The following is a 21,317-nucleotide window of genomic DNA, read 5'->3' as shown; positions in this document are numbered from 1 at the left end:
TTTTTCAAATGGGCGCCCTCACCCCAGCCCTCTCCCCCAGGAGAGGGAGGAGTCCGGCAGATCCCCTCTCCCTAAGGGAGAGGGTTAGGGTGAGGGTGAATGCGAATAAACTGGCGCTTCATCTCTACCACCAGCGCATTACGGGAGGCTGCCAGCATCACGATAAAGGCCAGGACACCGGCTGCAATTTGCACGCCGACCAGCAGGCCGAGCGAAAGATGCCCTTTAAGGACGATGCCCAAAGCAGCGCTGACCACAACGGTTGGAATAGAGAGATAAAACGGCAGCCAGATGCTCTGAATGTACTGGCGATAACTGGAACCGAGCACTGGCTTAATCATCACGAAATAGCTCAGAACGGTGTTCACCACCTGCACAAACAGGAAGCCAAACGTCACGCCCAATGCGCCAGCGAGATGCCCACCGACAATAATCGCCGGGATGAACAGACAGGTTTTGAATACGTTGAATTTAAAACTGATATCAACCCGTGCTTTAGCCATCAGCAGCGAGCCGATGGGGTTACCGATAGAACGCAGCAGCCCGACCACACACAGCAGTTGCAAGATTGGCGTAATAAACTGCCATTTCTCACCAAACACCAGCGGCACAAAATTATTCGACACCACCAGCAGGCCGAGTAGCGCCGGGAAATTAATTATCCCGACAATCGACAGCAGTTTGTAGAAGTTGATACGTAACTTGTCGGTATCGTCTTGAATCTTGGCAAAGGCCGGAAACAGCACGCGAGTGATAATCGGGTTCAGCTTCATCGGTGGCACCACCGCCACGTTGTAAGCGAGGTTGTAACCACCGGCGATGCTGGCACCGAGAATGCGCGCCAGCACCAGCGTGGACAGGTTGGTGTTCACATAATTGATAATGCTGTCAGCAGTTAACCATGCACCAAACTTCAGATTGGAACTGACCGATTTCAGCGAGAAATGCAGGCCAGGGCGATAGATTTTGCGGCCAAAGAAGCCAAACAATGCAGTACGTACCGCGGTGTTGACCAGGTAACCCATAATCGCGGTCATGGCAAACGGGTAAAACATCGCAGCGCCAACCGTCACACCAAAGCCGGCCATCACTGAAACGGTTTCAATCGAGCCAATCTTTGAAAACTCGAGTTCCTTTTGCATCAATGCGCGGAATTGTTGGCCGTGCGGGATGATGATAAATGCAAATGAAAGCGTCTTAATCAACGGGGCAAGTGCCGGGGTACGCAGCACCGAGGCGATAACATCGCTGAGTAAAAATACCGACGCGAACACGACTACGCCAAGGCCGACGTTTAGCCAGTACAGCGTCGTCAGCTCAAGATGGCTTATCTCCTTACGCTGGATAATTGAGTTGGCAATCCCAAAATCTGACAACGTATCCGCCAGCGCAATAATCACCAGCGATACCGTCAACAAACCAAATTCGTGGTTGTCGAAAATGCGTGCAAGCCAAGTCATCTGCACGAGGCCGAGGCTAATAATAATCACCGTGGCGATGGCAGACCATTTAGCACCGCTGATGGTTTTTTCTCTCAGGCTCATGGTGTTATCCGTTAATGTGTCGGGTGGATAAGCGCATGCGTCATCCACCATTTACGTCGTTAGTGTCGGATGACGCGAGGCTTATCCGACCTACAAAAGGTTTGTCATCTAATACGCAGCTTTGTTAACAAAGCCTTTGAAAATGGTCAGGAAGACAATTTTGATGTCAAACCACAGGCTCCATTCGCGGATGTATTCCAGGTCGAACTCAACGCGCTTTTCCATTTTTTCCAGCGTGTCGGTTTCGCCGCGCCAGCCGTTGATTTGCGCCCAGCCCGTAATGCCCGGTTTCACTTTGTGGCGCAGCATGTAACCTTCAATCAGCGAACGATACTGCTCGTTATGCGCCACCGCATGTGGACGCGGGCCGACAATCGACATCTCCCCCATCAGCACATTGATAAATTGCGGCAGTTCATCCAGAGAAGTACGGCGCAGGAAATTGCCAACTGGCGTCACACGTTTGTCGCCTTTGGTGGCCTGCGTGACCACGCTGTCGTTTTCCATCACCTTCATGGAGCGGAATTTCCAGACTTTGATCGGTTTACCGTCCATGCCGTAGCGTGTCTGGCGGAAGATAACCGGGCCAGGGGAGGTCAATTTCACCACCGCGCTGATGCACAACAACACCGGCGAAATAAACAGCAGGATCATGGCAGACAGCACAATATCTTCGAGGCGTTTCAGCACGCGGTTAATGCCGTTGAGCGGCGTATCAAATAGCGGAACCACGGGCACACCGTTAACTTCTTCAGTGCGAGCGTTCAGAATATTGAAGGTAAAAACATCGGGGATCAGCATCACTGAACAGGTGGTATCGGTTAGCTCACGCACCAGTGATTTAATGCGTACTTCTTCGCTCATCGCCATCGCGATGTAGATATTGTCGATACGTCCGGCGCGTGCTTGTTCCACTAAATCTGCGAAACAGCCCGCATAATCACCATGCGGAGATTCTGGTTGCTGGTCGTCATACACGCCCGTGACATCAAAGCCCAGCCACGGTTCGTTGCGGAAACTCTCGGCCAGCGTATAACCCACCGGGAGCGAACCGGCGATAGCAATACGCCGCGTGTTGTAGCCCATATTGCGCAACCAACCGGCACCCAGACGGATAAACGAACGGCACAGCATCATGCCGAAACTCGTCAGCACGTACCAGGCCAGGTAGACCCAGAAAGATCCGTCAAAGTCGGGATTAAACGCCAGTAATCCGGCGCTAAAGATCAGGCTCAACGTCCAGTTTTGCAGCAGCAACATCAGCTCGCTGGTGATCCTCACCCCACGCCATGAACGGTAAAAGTCGGTCATTCCGCCAATCATCTGGAAAACTACCAGAGCCAGTAGCGCCATCAGTAAGTGCATGTACAAAAACGGTAACGCGTTGACCTGACACACCACCCACAACCCAACAAACATAATGGTGATGTCAGAAAAACGTTGCACCATAGAGATCAACGATGCGTTGGTTTTTGGTAGCTCGCGCTTTTTTAGGTTTGTCATCGTTTTACCTTTATTAAAATTCCCCCTCACCCCGCCCTCTCCCCCAGAAAGGGAACAAAGAACATCCTCTCTCCTGGGGGAGAGGGCTAGGGTGAGGGCGACCTATGCCTGGTCAGATCACTGATTCAACAGTTCCATAATTTCCTGCGTTCGTGCCTGCATCAGCTGCTCATTGCGCTTAGATTCCACATTCAGGCGCACCACCGGCTCGGTATTTGAACTCCGCAGGTTAAAGCGCCAGTCAGCAAACGCCATGCTCACGCCATCGGTGTGGTCCACTTCTTCAGCGTGTGGCGCAAAGTGCTGCTGCACCCGTGCAATCGCAACTTTCGGGTCGGCCAGTTTGCTGTTGATTTCCCCGCTCGCCGGCCACGCTGCCATGCGGTCACACACCAGTTCGCCCAGAGTTTTGCCCTTCAGACACAACAGTTCTGTCACCAACAGCCACGGGATCATCCCGCTGTCGCAGTAGGCAAAATCACGGAAATAGTGATGGGCGCTCATCTCACCGCCGTAAATCGCATCTTCCTGGCGCATCCGCTCTTTGATAAACGCATGACCGGTTTTCGACATCACCGGTGTGCCACCTGCCCGCTCCACGATATCCACCGTGTTCCACGACAGGCGCGGGTCGTGAATAATCTTCGCCCCCGGCTGTTTTTCGAGGAACGCCGCCGCCAGCAGGCCAACGATGTAATAGCCCTCGATAAACTGCCCTTTCTCGTCGAACAGGAAGCAGCGGTCGAAATCGCCGTCAAAGGCGATGCCCATATCCGCGCCGTGTTCAATCACCGCGTTGCGGGTGTCGTCGCGGCACTCGGGCAGTAACGGGTTCGGGATACCGTTCGGGAAATTGCCGTCAGGCTGGTTGTGCACTTTGATAAACGTCAGCGGCACATTGAGCGATTTAAAACGCGCTTCGATGGCATCGACAATCGGGCCTGCCGCGCCGTTACCGGAGTTAATCACCAGCTTCAGCGGTTTGATATTGGCCACATTGATGTACGAGAACAGGTGGTCGATATACGCCTCAACCACGGAAATCTTCTGGTAGCTGCCGCGAGCAGCCGTATCTACCGGCGGGAAGTCGTTGGCTTCCGCCAGATGCTGCACATCACGCAGGCCGGTATCGCCGCTGATCGGGCGCGCCCCTTCGCGCACCAGTTTCATGCCGTTGTAGTCCATCGGGTTATGGCTGGCGGTCACTTCGATGCCGCCGTCCACGTCCAGATGCCAGGTGGCAAAATAGATCTCTTCGGTGCCCGACAGTCCGATATCCAGCACATCGACGCCCGCGTCCTGCAACCCTTTCGCCAGCGCCAGTTTCAGCCGCTCACTGGTCAGGCGCACGTCGCCACCCAGCACGATGGTTTTCGGCTTCAGGTACTCGCCATACGCGCGGCCGATACGTTCAGCAATGTCTTCGTTCAACTCTTCGCCCAGGCGACCACGAATGTCGTAGGCTTTAAAACAGGTCAGTTTCTGTGTCATTTTCGCTCCCTGGAGCAACAGATTTCGTAGGTCGGATAAGCGCAACGTCATCCGACAAAAGCTAAATGCGCCCGTACCGGTCCTGAAAACGCACAATGTCGTCTTCTTCGAGGTAAGTGCCGGAACGCACTTCAATCAGGTCGAGGGGGATTTTCCCGGGGTTTTCCAGGCAGTGCGTGACGCCCAGCGGAATGTAGATGGACTCGTTTTCGCCCAGCAGTTTCACTTCCTCACCCAGCGTCACTTTTGCGGTACCCGCCACCACAATCCAGTGCTCGGCACGGTGGTGGTGCATCTGCAAAGACAGGCCCTCGCCCGGTTTCACGGTGATGCGTTTCACCTGGTAGCGTTCGCCTTCGTCGATGGAGTCGTATTTGCCCCACGGGCGATATACTTCGCGGTGGTTATGGTGTTCATGGCGGCCATCAAATTTGATTTGCTCCACCACTTTCTTCACGCTTTGCACGTGATCGCGGTCGGCAATCAGCACCGCATCCTTGGTCTGCACAACAATCAGATCTTTCACGCCAACGGTGGTCACCAGGCCGGATTCGGCATAGATGTAACTGTTCTCGGTAGAGTGGCTGATGACATCGCCGTGATGCACATTGCCTTGTTGGTTTTTGGTGCTGATTTCCCACAGCGATGACCATGAACCGACATCGCTCCAGCCCGCGTCCATCGGTACTACCACGGCGTCGGCGGTTTTTTCCATTACCGCGTAGTCGATGGATTCATCCGGGCAGGCGAGGAATGCGGCTTCATCGACACGCACAAAATCAAGATCCGGGTCGATATTTGCCATCGCTTTTTCGCAGGCGCTGAGAATATCCGGGCGGAATTTTTTCAGCTCTTCCAGGTAGCGCCCGGCGCGGAACAGGAACATGCCGCTGTTCCAGTAATACTCACCGCTGGCAACATAAGCCTGCGCGGTGTCGATATCCGGTTTTTCGACAAACTGCGCCACGCCAAAGGCCACGGCATCCGCGTCTGGGGTATTCGTGTTAGTGACTTCTCCACGGCGAATGTAGCCGTAGCCGGTTTCTGGTAAGTCAGGCACGATGCCAAAGGTGACCAGTTTCCCGGCTTCGGCATACGGCAGCGCATTACGCACCGCACTTCGGAATGCTTCTTCGTCCTGGATAACGTGGTCGGCAGCGAGGATCAGCATCAGCGGATCGGTATCCGGCTGGTTACGCTTCGCCGCCAGTGCAGCCAGCGCGATTGCCGGTGCGGTATTGCGCCCGGCAGGCTCCAGCACAATATTTTCCGTCAGCTTGTTCAACTCACGCAGTTGTTCGGCGACGATAAAACGGTGTTCTTCATTGCAAATCACCACCGGGCTTTCGCACTCGACGCCGTTTAAACGGTTAACGGTGGTTTGCAACATTGTCAGTTCGCCTTTCAGGCACAGGAACTGTTTCGGGTAAAGCACGCGGGACAACGGCCACAAACGGCTGCCGTTTCCTCCAGCCATGATGACCGGATAGAGTCTGGAATGAGTCATAATTAACCCTGAATGTCCGCAATAAATTGATTCAACACGCTGTTTTTCTCGAGCGTGCGCTCGGCATAGTCACATGCCACAGTGTTGTGTTCTGGAAGTTGCAGGCAGCGCTCTATGCCCTCGGCTAAGGCGTCAACCGATTCCGGTTCGACACACACCGCAATACCGGAAAACGCCTCACAAAGCTGGCCAAGCTCGGTGTCTGCTTCTGCGGTAATCACCGCATTGCCGCCCACCGCAAGAATGTTGGTCAGTTTTGATGGCAGCACGGCATCAGCCGCACCACGGCGCTGGATAACCAGATGGCAATCGGCGAGTTTTAGCAAAGCGGGCAGCGCGTCGTAAGGCTGCAACGGATGGAACACCACGTTGTGCAGCCCTTTGTCTTGTGTGAGTTTTTGCAGGCGAGCTTTGCCGCCGCCCTGGCCAACAATCACGAATACATACGGCTGGAGTGCAAAACGTTCCGCCACTTCAATCACCGTTTCCAGCCCCTGCTTTTCGCCGATGTTGCCGGAATAGAGGATGATTTTTTTATCAACAGGAAGTTGCAGGCGGGTTTGTACCGCCAGAATTTCTTCGCGGGAAATACCGCGAAAACGCTCCACTTCCGACCAGTTCGGGAAGAAGATCACGCGTTTAGGATCAACACCCTTTTCGGCCGCTTTGTTCATCATCGAACGGGAAATCGTCGAAACGTTGTCGACGTTATGCAGCCCGCTCTGTTCAAAGCGCTGCGCCAGGCGCGCCACTTTGCCCTGCTTTTTGCCCGCCATTCCGAGGCCGAGCATCGCGTCGACTTCGTAATCCTGAATATGGAGCAAGGTGCGTGCACCGCTGAGTTTTGCGAGCAGGCGCATGCCCGGCACACAAAACAACGTCGGCACCACGCCGATAATGCGATCCGGCTTCCAGCGGCGTTGCGCCAGCAGCGGGAATAAAGAGCTCAGTGCAAAGCTGCCCAAATGAATCAGGCGCTTTAAGGTTGAAGGCTGCTTTGGTACATACAGCGGGCAACGCCAGACGGTGGCGGCCCCCACTTCTTTCTGGTATTTCCAGGCGGAATAATCGGGATGCACTTCCCAGACCGGATAGTAAGGTGGTGCGGTAATCACCCGCACCTCATGGCCCTGGCGCGTCATCCATTCCACCATCTCGCCGGTGTATTTGCCGATGCCCGTCAGCTCCGGTGAATAGTTAATGCCGTAGACCAGAATCTTCATAATCCGATGACCTTTTCTGTCTTACCAGCAAGGAAATAAGCGCGACTGTTGTCATGCACATCGCCGCGTGCAAGCCAATCAGCAGGTGTTAACCACTGATAATCACTGTGCTGCGCGTCCGGCAGTTGCAGCGCATCAGCGTCGACGCGCAGGCGAAACCCCAGCACGATGTAGTGCGTGGAAAATTCGGGGCCGGAGAAGTTGTCGTCATAGAAGTGCTGCCACACGCCGTAAAACTCACCGTCCTGCAGCGTGAGCGGCGTGCCTAATTCAGCCTCGGTTAAGCGCGCAAAAGCCCGCTCCAGAGTTTCATCTTTGCGTACCCGGCCACCCGGCACGAACCAAAAGTTCTGTGCCGGGCGCTGAGTGCGTTGCCCCAACAGGAACTCGCCTGCCTGATTTTCAACAATCAGATCGATGGAGAGAAGCGGCGTGGAGCGGACAACGGTGGCGAAGTCTTCAGCACTCAGAAACATCATTACCCCCGGAACCGTTGCTGGTTTTCGAGGAACCACTGGTAGGTGCTGGCAAGGCCAGGTTCCAGAGTAATTTCCGGATACCAACCCAAACGGCGCAGGCGCGTTACATCTAACAGTTTGCGCGGCGTGCCATCGGGTTTGGTGGCATCAAATACCACACGACCACGGTATCCCGTAACTTTGGCGATGGTTTGCGCCAGTTCGCGGATGGTGCAATCCACACCGGTGCCGACGTTAATATGCGAAAGCATCGGCTGAGTGTTCTCCTGCCACACTTCGCTAGCCAGTTCCATAATGTGGATGCTGGCTGCCGCCATATCATCAACATGCAGGAACTCACGCATTGGCGTGCCGCTGCCCCATACCACCACATCCGGCGAGTTTTGCTGTGTCGCTTCGTGGAAACGGCGCAGTAACGCAGGGATCACGTGCGAATTGCTTGGGTGGAAGTTATCGTGCGGGCCATACAAATTAGTCGGCATCACCGAACGGTAATCGCGACCGTACTGGCGGTTATACGACTCGCACAGTTTTATCCCGGCGATTTTGGCAATCGCATACGGCTCGTTAGTCGCTTCAAGCGTGCCTTGCAGCAGCTCGCTTTCCGCCATCGGCTGGTTCGCCATTTTTGGGTAAATGCACGATGAGCCGAGGAACAGCAACTTATTGACATTGTGCGTATGCGCGCTGTGAATAATGTTGCTCTCGATAATCAAGTTTTCGTAGATGAAGTCCGCCGGATAAGTGTTGTTCGCCACAATTCCGCCGACTTTTGCCGCCGCCAGGTAAACCTGGTCAATACGCTGTTCTGCAAAGAAAGCGTTAACCGCCGCGCCATCCAGCAGGTTCAGCTCGTCACGGTTACGCAGCACCAGTTCAACGTCTGCACGTTGCTCAAGCTGGCGCACGATGGCGGAACCGACCATCCCACGATGGCCGGCAACAAAGATACGTTGTTTATTCATGCTCAGGACTCCAGCGCGATGGCAACCTCGTAGCCGTGTGACTTAAGCAACGAGTGTTTTTTCGCCGCTTCCAGATCTTTAGCGACCATCTCGCCAACCATCTCTTTAAGCGTGATTTCTGGTTTCCAGCCCAGCTTTTCGTGAGCTTTGGTTGGGTCGCCCAGCAGGGTTTCCACTTCAGCAGGACGGAAATAACGTGGGTCAACGGAGACAATCACGTCGCCTGGTTTCACACCAGGTGCGTCGTGTCCCGTAACAGAAACAACGATGCCCTTCTCGTCAACGCCAGTGCCTTCAAAGCGCAGTTTGATACCCAGTTGCGCGGCTGACATTTCCACGAACTGACGCACGGAATACTGCACACCGGTGGCAATCACGAAATCTTCTGGAGTTTCTTGTTGCAGCATCATCCACTGCATTTTCACGTAGTCTTTGGCATGGCCCCAGTCACGCAGGGAATCCATGTTGCCCAGATACAGGCATTTTTCGAGGCCCTGCGCGATGTTGGCGATAGCGCGGGTGATTTTGCGGGTCACGAAGGTTTCGCCACGGCGTGGGGATTCGTGGTTGAACAAAATCCCATTACAGGCGTACATGCCATAGGATTCGCGGTAGTTTACGGTTATCCAGTAAGCATAAAGTTTGGCGACGGCATACGGCGAACGCGGATAGAAAGGCGTGGTTTCCTTTTGCGGCGTTTCTTGTACCAGGCCGTATAACTCAGAAGTAGATGCCTGATAGAAACGGGTTTTCTTCTCAAGGCCTAAGAAACGAATCGCTTCCAGCAGACGCAAGGTTCCCATCGCATCCACATCGGCAGTGTATTCCGGCGATTCAAATGAAACCGCAACGTGGCTCATTGCGCCGAGGTTATACACTTCATCCGGCTGCACTTCGGAAAGAATACGGGTCAGGTTGGAGCTGTCCGTCAGATCACCGTAGTGCAGATGGAATTTAGGATTACCGGAATGCGGATCCTGGTAAATATGGTCAACACGTTCGGTGTTGAAAGAAGAAGCACGACGTTTAATACCGTGAACTTCATAACCTTTTTCCAGCAGCAGTTCCGCCAGATAGGAGCCGTCTTGCCCGGTTACACCCGTGATGAGAGCTACTTTAGTCATAATGGATTTTTCCTCTTTTAACATGTCGACATCCCCCTCACCCCAACCCTCTCCCCCAGGAGAGGGAGAACACCGAGCGGTCCCCTCTCCTGGGGGAGAGGGCTAGGGTGAGGGCGACGTTTAACCCCATTAGGGCGTAATACGTTCCCGAACCACTACAGCCGGGTTTCCCCGGCAAACGGCATTTGCCGGTAATGATTTATAAATACTGCTGCGCGCACCGACGACGGTGCCATTGCCAATCGTCACGCCAGGTGAAACAAATACATCTGTTGCCAGCCAACATTTCTCACCAATAACAATTGGTGTGGCAGTAATATCGAAATGTTTGCTCATATAATCGTGACTACCGGTACATAAATAACACTTTTGTGACACCACGGAATTTGCGCCGATGGTAATGTCACCCAGCGTATATAACACCGCGTCATCGCCAACCCAGGCATAATCGCCAAGAGTTAATTTCCATGGATAAGTAATTTTCACTGACGGACGTATCACCACGCCTTTGCCAATTCGTGCGCCGAATAAACGCAATAAAAAGGCTCTCCAGCGATATAAAACTTGTGGCGACCAGGCAAATAATGTTGCTTGTACCGCCCACCACAGTTGAACCTTAATAGGGTGCCCGCCACGGAAACCTTTCGGTACCGAGAAGCCATTTAATTCTTGCATAATATTCTCTTATTCACTTTGTCGGATGGCGCTTACGCTTATCCGACCTACGGGTCAGTCGTAGTTGTAGGGTGGATAAGCGCCAGCGTCATCCACCTTATGCTTTGTTATAAAGTGCTTTAGCTTTTCCAGTGGTACGCAAACGAAGCCTGTAAGATAATTCTGCAATAAAACCCGGCACGCCTAATATTTTGCGCTGTACATTTCTTGCATCCCGACACAGCTCAATATTATTTGAAGTCGACACGCCGCCCATGGAAAATTCGGACACCAGACCCTTGACGCGTTTAAATGCATAGCCTTTTTTATACATTCTGGCGGCTAACGCGTAATCAGATGAAACTTTATATTGCAGATCGTAAGGATATTTGCGCAGCCCAGACATCGGGAAAAATATCGCCTGATGGCTGGCGGGTAAACTATGGTAGATATACCAGCCCTGCTTTGCCCGGCGTTCTATTTTGGTGCCATCACCAAAGTCTAATAATGCATCACCAATCACCATCGCATTATCGGTTAGCGGCATAGCAGCGAGCTGATGCGCGACAGTGATGATATCCGAATGGAAAATGTCACCTGAATTGAGGAACAAAGCATAACGGCCTTGAGCCATCTCAATACCTTTGTTCATCGCATCATAAATGCCGTTATCTTTCTCGCTGACATAGCGTAACTGGTACTGACCGTTGAGGTTTTCCAGAAATTCTGCCGTGCCGTCGTTTGAGGCGCCATCCACCACAACCCACTCAAATGTGATGCCTGGTGCCTTTGCTAAGTGAGCCAGCGACTGCCAGGTTTTTTCTATACCGGCGAGATTTTTATAAGCAACAGTGATGACACTTAATAACATATTGGACCTCAGGTGTTCGTAATTTTGAGTGCCTTACGCAAAATAAATGGGCAAACAATTAAGAACGCATATTCAGGGCTAAATATTGAGCCGGTAAAAAAGAGTGATACAGGCGTAAAAAGCCATAATTGCACACGGAAATTTTCATTATTCCCAAACGCCGTGCGCATCATTTTAACGACTTTCGACATATACCAAATTGTCAGTAATACTGCGAACCAGGAAAAATAAATAATCAGCAGATACAAACCATTGTCTACTGTTTTACCGACATCCGCACCGTTAAAGATTCCGAATGATGCGACATATTCATATAAAGATCCGAAACGAACTACCCCATCGATATTGCTCAATGAATATCCGACCATCGCTAACGGACCAATGATACGATAATACGATGACGACCCTTCCGTTCCTAAATCGCCAAGACGCGTCGCGATATAAGGGAATGCGAATATCAACCCGACTAAAAATACGGAAAGAGAAATAATTGCCAGAGGCAACTTCTTCTTTATGGCATTTTTATTAAGGTACTGAAATGCCCATTCAAGAAGATAAAACAGGATAAAAGTCATTACCCCTGAAAACGATCCTGAAAGAATTATCCCTGCCAGAATCATACCATCAATTTTTGGTGTTTTGATACCGAACTGTTTGATGCTGAGCCAAATTGAGATTAATGCCAGAGCAAAAAATGCTGGCTCAAAATACAATGCCGTCGTTCGCTTACCGCCAAAGCTAATAAAGTTCAGAACATAGCTATTACTGTAAATAAGAAACTTCGAAATTTTCTCAATCAGGCTGCTGCCGCCGGTCAGAATAATCTGTGCCATTTCCGCCGCAGCCAGCATCACAATAATGCCGACTACACCATAAAATACCCTTAGTATTTTATGGTGATTATGCTGTGAAATAGTTTTGAAGCGGCAGCTCCAGGTCATCGCCAGAATCAGCACGATATAAACAAACAATAGTGTCGAGGTGACATATTTACTGGCATCCAGCGATTGACCAAAGATGTAGTTAAATGCCGTCAGCCCCGCGCCAATGCCCAACGCAATCATCAATTTTTTTACGTTGATGCGTTCAATGTACAAAAAGAGGATCGCGGGCAAGAAGGTCACTATCGTTATCGGGAAGCTTTCCCCCAGTGAGGCCAACTTGACGTTGACCACCAGATAGATGAACGGCAGCAGCAGATAACTACAGATTTTGATAGAACGAGACATACTCCTCCAGCATCTGTTGTCCACTAAACGCCTGGCGACTGGCGCTTTTAAACGCCGGCAACTCTTTGCCAAACACCTGCTGCGCCAGTTGTTCTTTTGGCATTTTCACCAGTTCAAGCACGCGCCCATCGCTAAAGGTTTTACCACCGACTTTGCGCAGCACTTCATCTGCCGCTTCACTTTGCGTGGCAATCACCGGCACGCCAATCGACAACGCTTCGCACAAAATCAGCGGGTAGTTATCCACCTGCGAGCTAAACACCAGCGAGTCCATTTCATTCAGCTGGCTCATCAGCGCTTTTTTATCGGTCATGTAACCGTGGTTGACGACGTTCGCGCCGTTAAATGGCGAGAATTTACCGAAGGTGTGCAACTCGATTTCGTCGCCCAGCGCCATTATCGCCTGCACCAGTTGCTGATTGGTTTTGCCGTCATAACGTAAATCGTGCGCCACCACGGCAACTTTCGGTTTTGTTCGTGTTGCGTGCGTCAGCGGCAGTTCTGCCAGAATCGCTTCGGTCGCCACATCGATGCCGTTGTTAATGATTTTGCAGCGCCCTGCCCCGTAAATGCGGTTAAAGGCATCGGCTACGTGCTGGCTCGGGGAAATAAACTGGCAGCCCAGTGCTAACATTTCGCGAAACAGCTGGCGCTTGCTGTCGATCAGCAGATGAGCGCGGTCTCGCTTCACTGGCGGATAGTTATTCAAAGAAGGGCATTTTTGGCAGCCGGTTTTCCAGCCGTCGCAGCCGTCGAGAAACGCGCAACGCCCGGTAATGCTCCAGTGATCGTGCAGCGTCCAGACAAACGTGACATCCGGCTTATGCGCTTTGACGCGCTGGCAAAATGTCACCATCTCTTCGAGATTCAACCAGTAGCTGTGTACCACGTGGAAATGCAGAACCACCGGCCCTGCGCTACGCGTCACTTTGTGATACAGGTTATTGAGGTTGCCAAACGGGTCGCGGTTAAAAAAGCGAAATAGCACAATGTTGGCAATTGAAGTCAGGCGTGGCGTATGTTTTTCCACACCAGGGAATTTATCGTGGCTGGCGCTTTTCTTACCGCCTTTGCCGTAACCGTAGATAAAACGTGAACTGAAACCCGCCGCGCGGGCGCGTTGGTGGAGATCCAGCGCCACACCCGCAGCACCGCCTTCGGCGAGGCGCACGTTAAATTGCATGATATTCATTTTATAACCTTTATCTGCGCTTTCTGGCCGACCACTAGCGCCCCATCCGGCACGCTGTCCAGTACCACACTGCCCGCACCGACAGTCACGTTATGACCCAAAGTGATATCGCCAATAATCACCACGTTCGCGCCCAGTTCGACCCCGTTGCCAATCACCGGGCAGGCAAGATTTTTACCGCGATTGCCAATAGTGACGCCGTGACGAATAGTGAAATCATCGCCAGCGACCACGAATTTATTAATCACCACGGCATAACCGTGGTGAATGGTGAAGCGTCGTCCGATGGTGGCACCCGCCTGGATTTCATAACCAAACAGGCACTCGGTGATAAAGCGATACAGCAGGATGACGGGTGCAGCCCAGAGGTTGTTAATGACACTTTTTTTACGCCATACCGAGCAAAAGTGGGCGATGCGATAAGCCAGCACCATGCAGCATGGGCGAAGGCTCCAGGAGTTTGCGCGCAGATCTTCAAGCACCGTTATTTCCCCCGTAATCCATCAGCCAGACGTTTGGTGTTACGCACACTCAGCAACGCTAATAAGGTGCGCAAAGACATGCGCTTATTACGAATTTGATAGAGCGTAAACAGCTGGTATTTCTTGCTGGCGCGGTCGAATTTGTCTTTGTGCTTTTGATAGAAGTGAAAGTAACCGGCGAACTTTTTCGGGGATTTGGTTATCTGCATTTCGCCGTGGTTGATATGCAGAATTTGCGTGGCTTCTTCCACTTTCCAGGGCTGGCCGTATTCCACCACCATGCGCAGGAAAATGTCGTAATCCTGAGCGGCTGCCAGCGAGGTATCAAACAGGCAGGCTTTGAAGCGATCGGCGTAGGTAAACACCTGGTTGCCGATGATATTGCGCTTATAAAACAGCTTTAAGGAAAACGGCGATTTCGGGTACAGCGGCAGGCTGGCTGGCTGCGAGTAAACCTGGCCTTCGCAAACATAGTCATTGGCATACAAGAAAGCGTGCGTCACCAGTTGGTGTTGATGCGCCAAAAAAACCGACAGACGGTTGGGCGTCCATTCGTCGTCGTCGTCAATCCCGGTAATGAGCTCGCCCAAAGCCTGGCTGATGGCCTGGTTACGCACCGAACACGCACCAGAGTTGAAATCATTGCGCATGTAGCGCACACGAGCATCGCCGAGTTCGTCGACAAAACGCTGGAGCTGTTCAAAGGAGGAAGAACAGTCATCCACGATTAACATTTCCCAGTTTTCGTAATCCTGACGCAACACCGATTTGATGGCGCGGATCGCCAACTGCTGGCGGTTCCAGGTCGGCATATAGATAGAGATAAGTGGGCGTTTCATGACACTCCCCTTGAAATTTTTTATGACGAGTCAGTGGTAAACAACCCTCATCCCGGCCTTCTCCCTGAGGGAGAAGGAGCAATAGATCCCCTCTCCTGGGGGAGAGGGTTAGGGTGAGGGCGACAAACTTATCTATTTCGCATCAGATTTATATTCGTACTCGTAGTAACCGTAATCCTCGTATCCTGCCGCGCGGCGGAAGATTGAGTTGAGGATCACGCCACGCACGGCGATGCCATTTTGTTCAAAGCGGCTGAGGCTGGCTTCGACTTCTTTGAGCGTATTCACCGCGTAACGCGCCACCATCAGCGTGGTGCCAGCATGGCGGCCAACCACTGCGGCATCGGTCACGGCCAGAATTGGCGGGGTATCGATTAACACCAGGTCATAGTTCTTGCTTGCCCAGCTCACCAGTTCGCCGAAGCGCTCGCTCATTAAGAGTTCGGAAGGATTGGATGGCACCACGCCACGCGGTACGAGGTCGAAATTAGGCACCGAGGTTTTTTGTGCGCAGCGGGTAATATCTGCCTGGCCTGTCAACACTTCTGCCAGTCCATTGGTATTGGTCGTGCCCAGCAATTCGTGGGTATAGCCTTTGCGCATATCGCAGTCGATCAACAGCACGCGCTTGTTAGTCTGGCTAATTACCGCCGCAAGGTTGGCACAAACAAACGTTTTACCAATGGACGGGCTGACGCCAGTTAACATCAGCACATTGTTTGACGCCTGCATCATGGCGAAGTGCAGACTGGTGCGCAGGCTACGAATCGCTTCGATGGCCAGGTCCGTCGGGTTGCCCACCGCCAGCAATTGGCTCTGTTTATTGCGTTTCGCCCCTTTAACATTGCGCACAATGGCGTTGTCGTGGGATTTCTGCCATTCAGAAAGTGGGATACTGGCGTAGACACCAATTCCCGCCTCCTCCAGTGCCGCCGGGCTTTCAATGCCACGGTTGAACAGCGAACGTAACAACACGCCCATAATCGATAACATCAGGCCGAGAATAATGCTGCCAAAGATAATCAGCGCGCGTTGCGGTTTGACCATGCCCGGTTGGGTGATCGCCCCATCGACAATGCGCACATCGCCGACCGTGCTGGCTTCCGTGATTTTCAGCTCTTGCTGTTTATTCAACAACTGCATGTAAACCTGCTGGCCTGACTCAACATCACGCGTTAAACGCACGATTTCCTGCTGAGTTTTCGGCATCGCGGTCACACGCCCGTTCAGGCGAGCTTTTTCCTCTTCCAGGGTCTGGCGCTTTTCCAATAGCGTGCGGTAAGCCGGATGCACTTTGGTGTAAAGCTTGGAGATTTCAGCCTCTTTGAAGGTCAACTCGTTGAGTTGCGCATCAATATTCACCATGGTGTCGAGGACAGATTTCGCTTCCAGTGACAGGTCAACGGAGTCTTGCTGTTGACGATAGGCGTTCAGTTTGTTTTCTGCCGCATCAAGACGACTGCGCACGTCCGGCAGTTGTTCGGCGAGGAATTTCAGGCTTTTCGCCGCCTCTTCCGATTTACGCTGGATGTTCTGCTCAAGATAGTTGCGGGTGATGCTGTCGAGGATGGCGCGGATTTGCTCTTTGTCTTCGCCGGTATAAGAGAGACTCAGCACCCCGGTGTCTTTGCCATTTTCGGCCACCGTCAGGTTGCCCTGAATTTGGTTTATCATGCCGAGCGTGGAGTATTTGGTCACCGTAAAGCTATCGCCAGGCTGTGCTTTAATCGCATTCACATTGATGGTGATGCCATCTTTGCTTAGCGGTTGCCCTACCTGCCCTTTCGCGCTGAGCCCGTTATCGCTGGTCAGTAAATACTGCGTTGGGCTGAGCACTTCCAGGGTAAAGAGATTTTTGCCCTGCCCTGCCGGAAGGGTAAAGGAGTCTACGACGACGGTGTCATTCTGACGACCTTGTAGCCGATCCCAACCGGCACCCAACAGCCAGAAACTGTTTTTCTGCACCGCAATATCAAGGTTAAGATCATCAACCGTTTTACCCAGCACCAGACGCGACTGAATCAGCTGAATTTCTGCGGCAGAGGCTGGCGGTTTGTTAGACAGTGCGGAGCTAATATTATTGACCAGTGAGTTACCGGCGTTTTGCTCGATTTGCACCAGGGCGTCGGCTTTATAAATTGGCGTGGCACACAGCGCATAAACCATCGCCAGCACTGCAAAGATTGCCGTGATCCCCAAAACCCACCAACGGGCTTCGAGAACCGTACCAAACAATCGGCCAATATCAATTTCATCATTGCCCTCAGTCGGGGCGCTCGAACGGTGTGATTTTTCTGTCATTGTTATCCCTGATGAGCGTTGAGTGCATGAGCCCATTTTTGGGCGCTCTGGTCCAGAAGACCGTAAACCGCTTCAAAAGCGTCGTGGCTTTTGCGATACGGGTCGGGAATTTCCCGCTCCGCATCCCAGTGACCAAACAGCATCACCTTGCCGCGCATCTCTGGAGCCATTTCGCAAATTGCCGAAATATGGCGCTTTTCCATCGCAAGAATCAGATCGTATTCGCGACACAGTTTGCCGGAGATCTGTTTCGCGCAATGCCCCTCAAGTGAGAGGTTATGTTGTTGCGCCACACGTACAGCGCCAACATCAGCCCCTTTCCCCACCAGTGCCCCGAGCCCCGCCGAGGTCACGGTAAGCTGCGGGTGATAACTTTTCAGTAACCGCTCAGCGGTTGGGGAACGGCAGATGTTCCCCACACAGACAACCAATATTTTGTTGAACATAGCGCCTTACCAGGTATGGATATCTTTGACGGTGTCCGTCATATAACGAACGCCACTGATGGTTGGCAGCAGTTGGTTGATCAGACGGTTCCAGCGCGTGACCGGTGCGGTGGTGACATACACCACGTCATAAGGCTGCAACTGGAATTCGGTGCCCATCACCAGCGAAGTCGCATCGGACATATCAAGCTGATAAATGTTGGCAATTTTGCCGCCCTGCTTCTCTTTGATTGGACGAATCACAAAGATACCGCTGGCGTTTGAGGCGGTCATATCCAGACCTTCGGCCTGGCCGAGCGCTTCGGTCAACGTCATGCCGCTGAAGTCCATTTTCAGGGTGGTCTGTTTCTTCACTTCACCCATCACGAACACTTTCAGATCGTCATTGCGTGGCACGAATAAAATGTCGCCAGGATAGAGCAGATGGTTCTGGCTCAGGTCACCGTTTTGCATCAACGCTTGCAGGGAAATCCGTTTTTCCTGGCCGTTGTGCGTCAGCACGACGTTGCGCCAGTCGGCAGCATCGGTCAGGCCACCTGCGGCATTGATCGCATCCAGAACGGTGAGCGGGACGTTGGTAATCGCCTGCTGCCCTGATTTGTTGACCTGGCCCGAGACGTACGCTTTTTGAGATCTAAACCCAGCGATATTAACGTCCACCTGCGGATCTGCGATGTACGTCGCAAGGCGGCTGGTAATATCACTACGAATTTCAGAAAGGGTTTTACCGGTAACTTTTACTTTGCCGACATACGGATAGAACATGGTGCCGTCAGACTGCACCCAGTTACCGGCGTCGCTTGAGCTACGGTATTGACCCGCAGGCGTGGTGAGTTCCGGGTGATCCCAGACGGTGACATTCAGAACGTCACCTGGCCCTACGCGATATTGATAAGCAGAAATTTCCTGATCGAGGGACATATTTGGCTGCGCGACAGCCGGACGAACGCGTAATTGTTCTACCAGGCGCGGTGTTAACGGATACACGTTAACCATACGGTCCAGATTGAAATCTGAATCCTGTTGCTTGATAACATCTTTCCCCATCGTTGACATATTACTTCCGGGGAGGACTGTGCAACCACTCATAAGGGTTACCGACACCAATAAAGGCATCAATTTAAGTTTGTATTTTATCATTGAGTATTTATCACTATGGCAGAGTAATTATCCTGAACGAATAAAATAAGTGACTCGTTAGGTTTATGAATGAGGCATGAATTGAAACCTGGTTGCCGTTAGGAATAACTGGCATCAATCCTAAAAAAACACTTATTTCCCGACATCCTATTGACAGAATAATTGAGGCTTATTCTCTGGCCTTCAAGCATGCTACCGCCCCTGGCTTGCAGCTACCAACCCACTAAAAATAAAATAGTTTTGTATACAGGAAATAATAAAAATACATCTATTATCAGATAACGATATCGATTGTTGCAGTTAAGCCTATATCAGGCAAGGCACCACCGAACAATATCGGGACTTTTAAGAATAATATTAACCGCACATTTATATCGCTTTAGGATTTTCTTTATATTGACAGAAAATTAATAAGTGGTACGTCAAACAATAATATACAGAACTATCTCATGTGAATTTCATTATAAGAAAATGCAATCGGCGTTTATTTCACAAAATAATGAATCGTTTACCATGGCAATTAAAAGGTTTTAAGCGGAGGATTACCTGGCATTTAAGCGGTGCAGGATTTATCCCACCCCTGACATTGCATTTTTTATCCTGGTTCACCATCATTTCATGGTGACATTTGTCATCTTTAGTGGAGCTACTGAAAAGCATATGGAGTGGATTGCCGACCCCTCGATTTGGGCAGGCCTGGTAACACTGGTCGTTATTGAGCTAGTCCTTGGAATCGATAACCTGGTGTTTATTGCTATTCTTGCCGAAAAATTACCTCCAGCCCAACGTGACCGCGCACGCGTAACCGGGCTTATCCTCGCCATGTTGATGCGCTTGCTGTTGCTGGCCTCGATATCATGGCTTGTCACGCTGACTCGCCCGCTGTTTCATGTCGCCGATCTCGCCTTTAGTGCGAGGGATCTGATCATGTTATTCGGCGGGTTGTTCCTGATATTCAAAGCGACCGTTGAACTTAATGAGCGGCTCGAGGGCAAAGACAGCGAAAGCCAGACCCAGCGGCGCGGGGCGCGGTTCTGGCCCGTGGTGATGCAAATTGTGGTTCTGGATGCCGTGTTTTCGCTGGATTCGGTGATTACGGCCGTCGGGATGGTTGACCATCTACCCGTCATGATGGCGGCGGTGATTATCGCGATTTGCCTGATGCTGTTAGCCAGCAAAGCGCTGACACGTTTTGTGAATAGCCATCCGACTATTGTGATTTTGTGCCTGAGCTTCCTGCTGATGATTGGTTTTAGCCTGGTGGCTGACGGCTTTGGCTACCATATCCCGAAAGGTTATTTGTACGCCGCCATTGGCTTCTCAGTGATCATTGAAAGTCTGAACCAACTCGCCATTTTCAATCGCCGCCGCTTCTTATCAGCCGACCAGTCGTTGCGCCAGCGCACTGCTGAAGCCGTGTTGCGTTTGTTAAACGGTAAAAAGGAAGAGGCTGAGTTAGACGCACAGACGGCAGCGTTGATTGCCGATCACGCGCAGCAAGACGAAATTTTCGAACCGCAAGAACGGCTGATGATTGAACGTGTGCTGAACCTGAACCAGCGCACAGTGAGCAGCATCATGACCTCACGCCATGACGTCGAACACATCAACCTGAGTGAGCCCGAGCCAGAGATCCGCGCGCTACTGGATAAAAACCAACATACCCGCGTGGTGATAACCGGAGATGACGATGAAATTCTGGGTGTGGTGCATATCATCGATTTGCTCCAGCAGTCGCTTAATGGCGAGCCGTTAAATCTTGAAGTGCTGATTCGCCAGCCACTGGTTTTCCCGGAAACACTGCCGTTGCTGACGGCGCTGGAGCAATTCCGTCATGGCCGTACACACTTTGCTTTTGTGGTGGATGAGTTTGGTTCCGTCGAAGGAGTGGTGACGTTAAGTGACGTGATGGAAACCATCGCTGGTAATCTGCCCAATGAAGTGGAAGAGATCGATGCGCGCCACGACATCCAGAAAAACCCGGATGGAAGCTGGACGGCAAACGGCCATATGCCGCTCGAGGATTTAGTCCAGTACGTACCGTTGCCGCTGGAAGACAAACGTAACTATCACACTATTGCCGGGTTATTGATGGAATCGCTCCAGCATATTCCGGTCACCGGAGAAACGGTTGAGGTAGGGAATTTCCTGTTACGCACTCTGCAAGTGGAAAGCCATCGTGTTCAGAAAGTGCAGATTGTGCCGCTCGAGGACGATGAAGAGATGGATTACGAAGTGTAAGGCGCGAAGTTAATGTCGGGTGACGCTTCGCTTACCCGACCTACGAAAGAGATTTAGCCGTTGTAGGGCGGATAAGCGCAAGCGTC

At 51.9% G+C, this 21,317-nt stretch carries 18 protein-coding genes; 1 reads left to right on the top strand and 17 read right to left on the bottom strand.

All coding sequences use genetic code 11. From position 1 onward, the window contains the following. Positions 1-71: 71 nt before the first annotated feature. From MNO13_RS07980 to MNO13_RS07900, 17 genes are all read right to left on the bottom strand, one after another. A complete protein-coding gene (locus MNO13_RS07980; protein WP_241939726.1) occupies positions 72-1,544 on the bottom strand; it encodes an MOP flippase family protein in 1,473 nt (490 codons plus the stop codon). Between the two features lie 108 nt (positions 1,545-1,652). Then, positions 1,653-3,047 carry an undecaprenyl-phosphate glucose phosphotransferase gene (wcaJ, locus tag MNO13_RS07975; RefSeq protein WP_064545220.1) on the bottom strand — a complete coding sequence of 465 codons (1,395 nt, stop codon included), beginning with the start codon at positions 3,045-3,047 and terminating at the stop codon, positions 1,653-1,655. Positions 3,048-3,164: 117 nt separating this feature from the next. Continuing rightward, entirely contained in the window at positions 3,165-4,538 is a 1,374-nt protein-coding gene (cpsG, locus tag MNO13_RS07970) for a phosphomannomutase CpsG (protein WP_241939725.1), read from the bottom strand. A gap of 61 nt (positions 4,539-4,599) precedes the next feature. Further along, entirely contained in the window at positions 4,600-6,045 is a 1,446-nt protein-coding gene (gene cpsB, locus MNO13_RS07965; RefSeq protein ID WP_232886685.1) for a mannose-1-phosphate guanyltransferase, read from the bottom strand. Between the two features lie 2 nt (positions 6,046-6,047). Continuing rightward, a complete protein-coding gene (locus MNO13_RS07960; protein ID WP_241939724.1) occupies positions 6,048-7,268 on the bottom strand; it encodes a WcaI family glycosyltransferase in 1,221 nt (406 codons plus the stop codon). After that, positions 7,265-7,744 (bottom strand): GDP-mannose mannosyl hydrolase, encoded by a 480-nt coding sequence (locus MNO13_RS07955; RefSeq protein ID WP_064545212.1) that lies wholly within the window; start codon positions 7,742-7,744, stop codon positions 7,265-7,267. Before MNO13_RS07955 ends, MNO13_RS07960 begins: the two co-directional genes overlap by 4 nt. 2 nt (positions 7,745-7,746) lie before the next feature. Continuing rightward, positions 7,747-8,712 (bottom strand): GDP-L-fucose synthase, encoded by a 966-nt coding sequence (fcl, locus tag MNO13_RS07950; protein ID WP_241939723.1) that lies wholly within the window; start codon positions 8,710-8,712, stop codon positions 7,747-7,749. A 2-nt stretch (positions 8,713-8,714) separates the two neighbouring features. Continuing rightward, a complete protein-coding gene (gene gmd, locus MNO13_RS07945) occupies positions 8,715-9,836 on the bottom strand; it encodes a GDP-mannose 4,6-dehydratase (protein WP_064545254.1) in 1,122 nt (373 codons plus the stop codon). Positions 9,837-9,965: 129 nt separating this feature from the next. Further along, the gene (gene wcaF / locus MNO13_RS07940; protein WP_133521885.1) at positions 9,966-10,511 is read right to left on the bottom strand and encodes a colanic acid biosynthesis acetyltransferase WcaF; all 546 of its coding nucleotides are present in this window, start codon (positions 10,509-10,511) and stop codon (positions 9,966-9,968) included. Between the two features lie 97 nt (positions 10,512-10,608). Then, entirely contained in the window at positions 10,609-11,361 is a 753-nt protein-coding gene (wcaE, locus tag MNO13_RS07935; protein WP_121815298.1) for a colanic acid biosynthesis glycosyltransferase WcaE, read from the bottom strand. An 8-nt stretch (positions 11,362-11,369) separates the two neighbouring features. Continuing rightward, a complete protein-coding gene (gene wcaD, locus MNO13_RS07930) occupies positions 11,370-12,590 on the bottom strand; it encodes a colanic acid polymerase WcaD (protein WP_133521887.1) in 1,221 nt (406 codons plus the stop codon). Beyond that, a complete protein-coding gene (gene wcaC / locus MNO13_RS07925; protein WP_064545203.1) occupies positions 12,565-13,782 on the bottom strand; it encodes a colanic acid biosynthesis glycosyltransferase WcaC in 1,218 nt (405 codons plus the stop codon). The genes wcaD and wcaC overlap by 26 nt, the downstream gene beginning before the upstream one ends. Beyond that, positions 13,779-14,264 carry a colanic acid biosynthesis acetyltransferase WcaB gene (wcaB, locus tag MNO13_RS07920; RefSeq protein WP_074388546.1) on the bottom strand — a complete coding sequence of 162 codons (486 nt, stop codon included), beginning with the start codon at positions 14,262-14,264 and terminating at the stop codon, positions 13,779-13,781. Before wcaB ends, wcaC begins: the two co-directional genes overlap by 4 nt. A 2-nt stretch (positions 14,265-14,266) precedes the next feature. Then, positions 14,267-15,103, bottom strand: coding sequence for a colanic acid biosynthesis glycosyltransferase WcaA (wcaA, locus tag MNO13_RS07915; RefSeq protein WP_064545201.1), 837 nt, complete (start codon positions 15,101-15,103; stop codon positions 14,267-14,269). Between the two features lie 132 nt (positions 15,104-15,235). Continuing rightward, a complete protein-coding gene (gene wzc / locus MNO13_RS07910; protein ID WP_121815295.1) occupies positions 15,236-17,404 on the bottom strand; it encodes a tyrosine-protein kinase Wzc in 2,169 nt (722 codons plus the stop codon). 2 nt (positions 17,405-17,406) lie between these two features. After that, positions 17,407-17,850 (bottom strand): low molecular weight protein-tyrosine-phosphatase Wzb, encoded by a 444-nt coding sequence (gene wzb / locus MNO13_RS07905; protein ID WP_064545197.1) that lies wholly within the window; start codon positions 17,848-17,850, stop codon positions 17,407-17,409. Positions 17,851-17,856: 6 nt separating this feature from the next. Next, positions 17,857-18,990 carry a polysaccharide export protein gene (locus MNO13_RS07900; protein WP_064545195.1) on the bottom strand — a complete coding sequence of 378 codons (1,134 nt, stop codon included), beginning with the start codon at positions 18,988-18,990 and terminating at the stop codon, positions 17,857-17,859. A gap of 660 nt (positions 18,991-19,650) precedes the next feature. On the opposite strand from MNO13_RS07900, the gene MNO13_RS07895 reads away from it, so the two are divergent. Then, on the top strand, positions 19,651-21,231 hold the full coding sequence (locus MNO13_RS07895; RefSeq protein WP_237931640.1) for a TerC family protein: 1,581 nt from the start codon (positions 19,651-19,653) through the stop codon (positions 21,229-21,231). Positions 21,232-21,317 lie beyond the last annotated feature (86 nt).

The organism is Buttiauxella ferragutiae (assembly GCF_022637515.1).
Taxonomy (GTDB): domain Bacteria; phylum Pseudomonadota; class Gammaproteobacteria; order Enterobacterales; family Enterobacteriaceae; genus Buttiauxella; species Buttiauxella ferragutiae.
This window is presented reverse-complemented; position numbering and strand designations above follow the sequence as displayed.

Coding starts and splice junctions, on each gene's coding strand:
- gmd (WP_064545254.1), bottom strand. CDS start 9,836: ATGACTAAAGTAGCTCTCATCACGGGTGTAACCGGGCAAGACGGCTCC.
- wzb (WP_064545197.1), bottom strand. CDS start 17,850: ATGTTCAACAAAATATTGGTTGTCTGTGTGGGGAACATCTGCCGTTCC.
- MNO13_RS07980 (WP_241939726.1), bottom strand. CDS start 1,544: ATGAGCCTGAGAGAAAAAACCATCAGCGGTGCTAAATGGTCTGCCATC.
- wcaE (WP_121815298.1), bottom strand. CDS start 11,361: ATGTTATTAAGTGTCATCACTGTTGCTTATAAAAATCTCGCCGGTATA.
- cpsG (WP_241939725.1), bottom strand. CDS start 4,538: ATGACACAGAAACTGACCTGTTTTAAAGCCTACGACATTCGTGGTCGC.
- MNO13_RS07955 (WP_064545212.1), bottom strand. CDS start 7,744: ATGTTTCTGAGTGCTGAAGACTTCGCCACCGTTGTCCGCTCCACGCCG.
- wcaD (WP_133521887.1), bottom strand. CDS start 12,590: ATGTCTCGTTCTATCAAAATCTGTAGTTATCTGCTGCTGCCGTTCATC.
- MNO13_RS07960 (WP_241939724.1), bottom strand. CDS start 7,268: ATGAAGATTCTGGTCTACGGCATTAACTATTCACCGGAGCTGACGGGC.
- cpsB (WP_232886685.1), bottom strand. CDS start 6,045: ATGACTCATTCCAGACTCTATCCGGTCATCATGGCTGGAGGAAACGGC.
- fcl (WP_241939723.1), bottom strand. CDS start 8,712: ATGAATAAACAACGTATCTTTGTTGCCGGCCATCGTGGGATGGTCGGT.
- MNO13_RS07895 (WP_237931640.1), top strand. CDS start 19,651: ATGGAGTGGATTGCCGACCCCTCGATTTGGGCAGGCCTGGTAACACTG.
- wcaA (WP_064545201.1), bottom strand. CDS start 15,103: ATGAAACGCCCACTTATCTCTATCTATATGCCGACCTGGAACCGCCAG.
- wzc (WP_121815295.1), bottom strand. CDS start 17,404: ATGACAGAAAAATCACACCGTTCGAGCGCCCCGACTGAGGGCAATGAT.
- wcaC (WP_064545203.1), bottom strand. CDS start 13,782: ATGAATATCATGCAATTTAACGTGCGCCTCGCCGAAGGCGGTGCTGCG.
- MNO13_RS07900 (WP_064545195.1), bottom strand. CDS start 18,990: ATGATAAAATACAAACTTAAATTGATGCCTTTATTGGTGTCGGTAACC.
- wcaJ (WP_064545220.1), bottom strand. CDS start 3,047: ATGACAAACCTAAAAAAGCGCGAGCTACCAAAAACCAACGCATCGTTG.
- wcaF (WP_133521885.1), bottom strand. CDS start 10,511: ATGCAAGAATTAAATGGCTTCTCGGTACCGAAAGGTTTCCGTGGCGGG.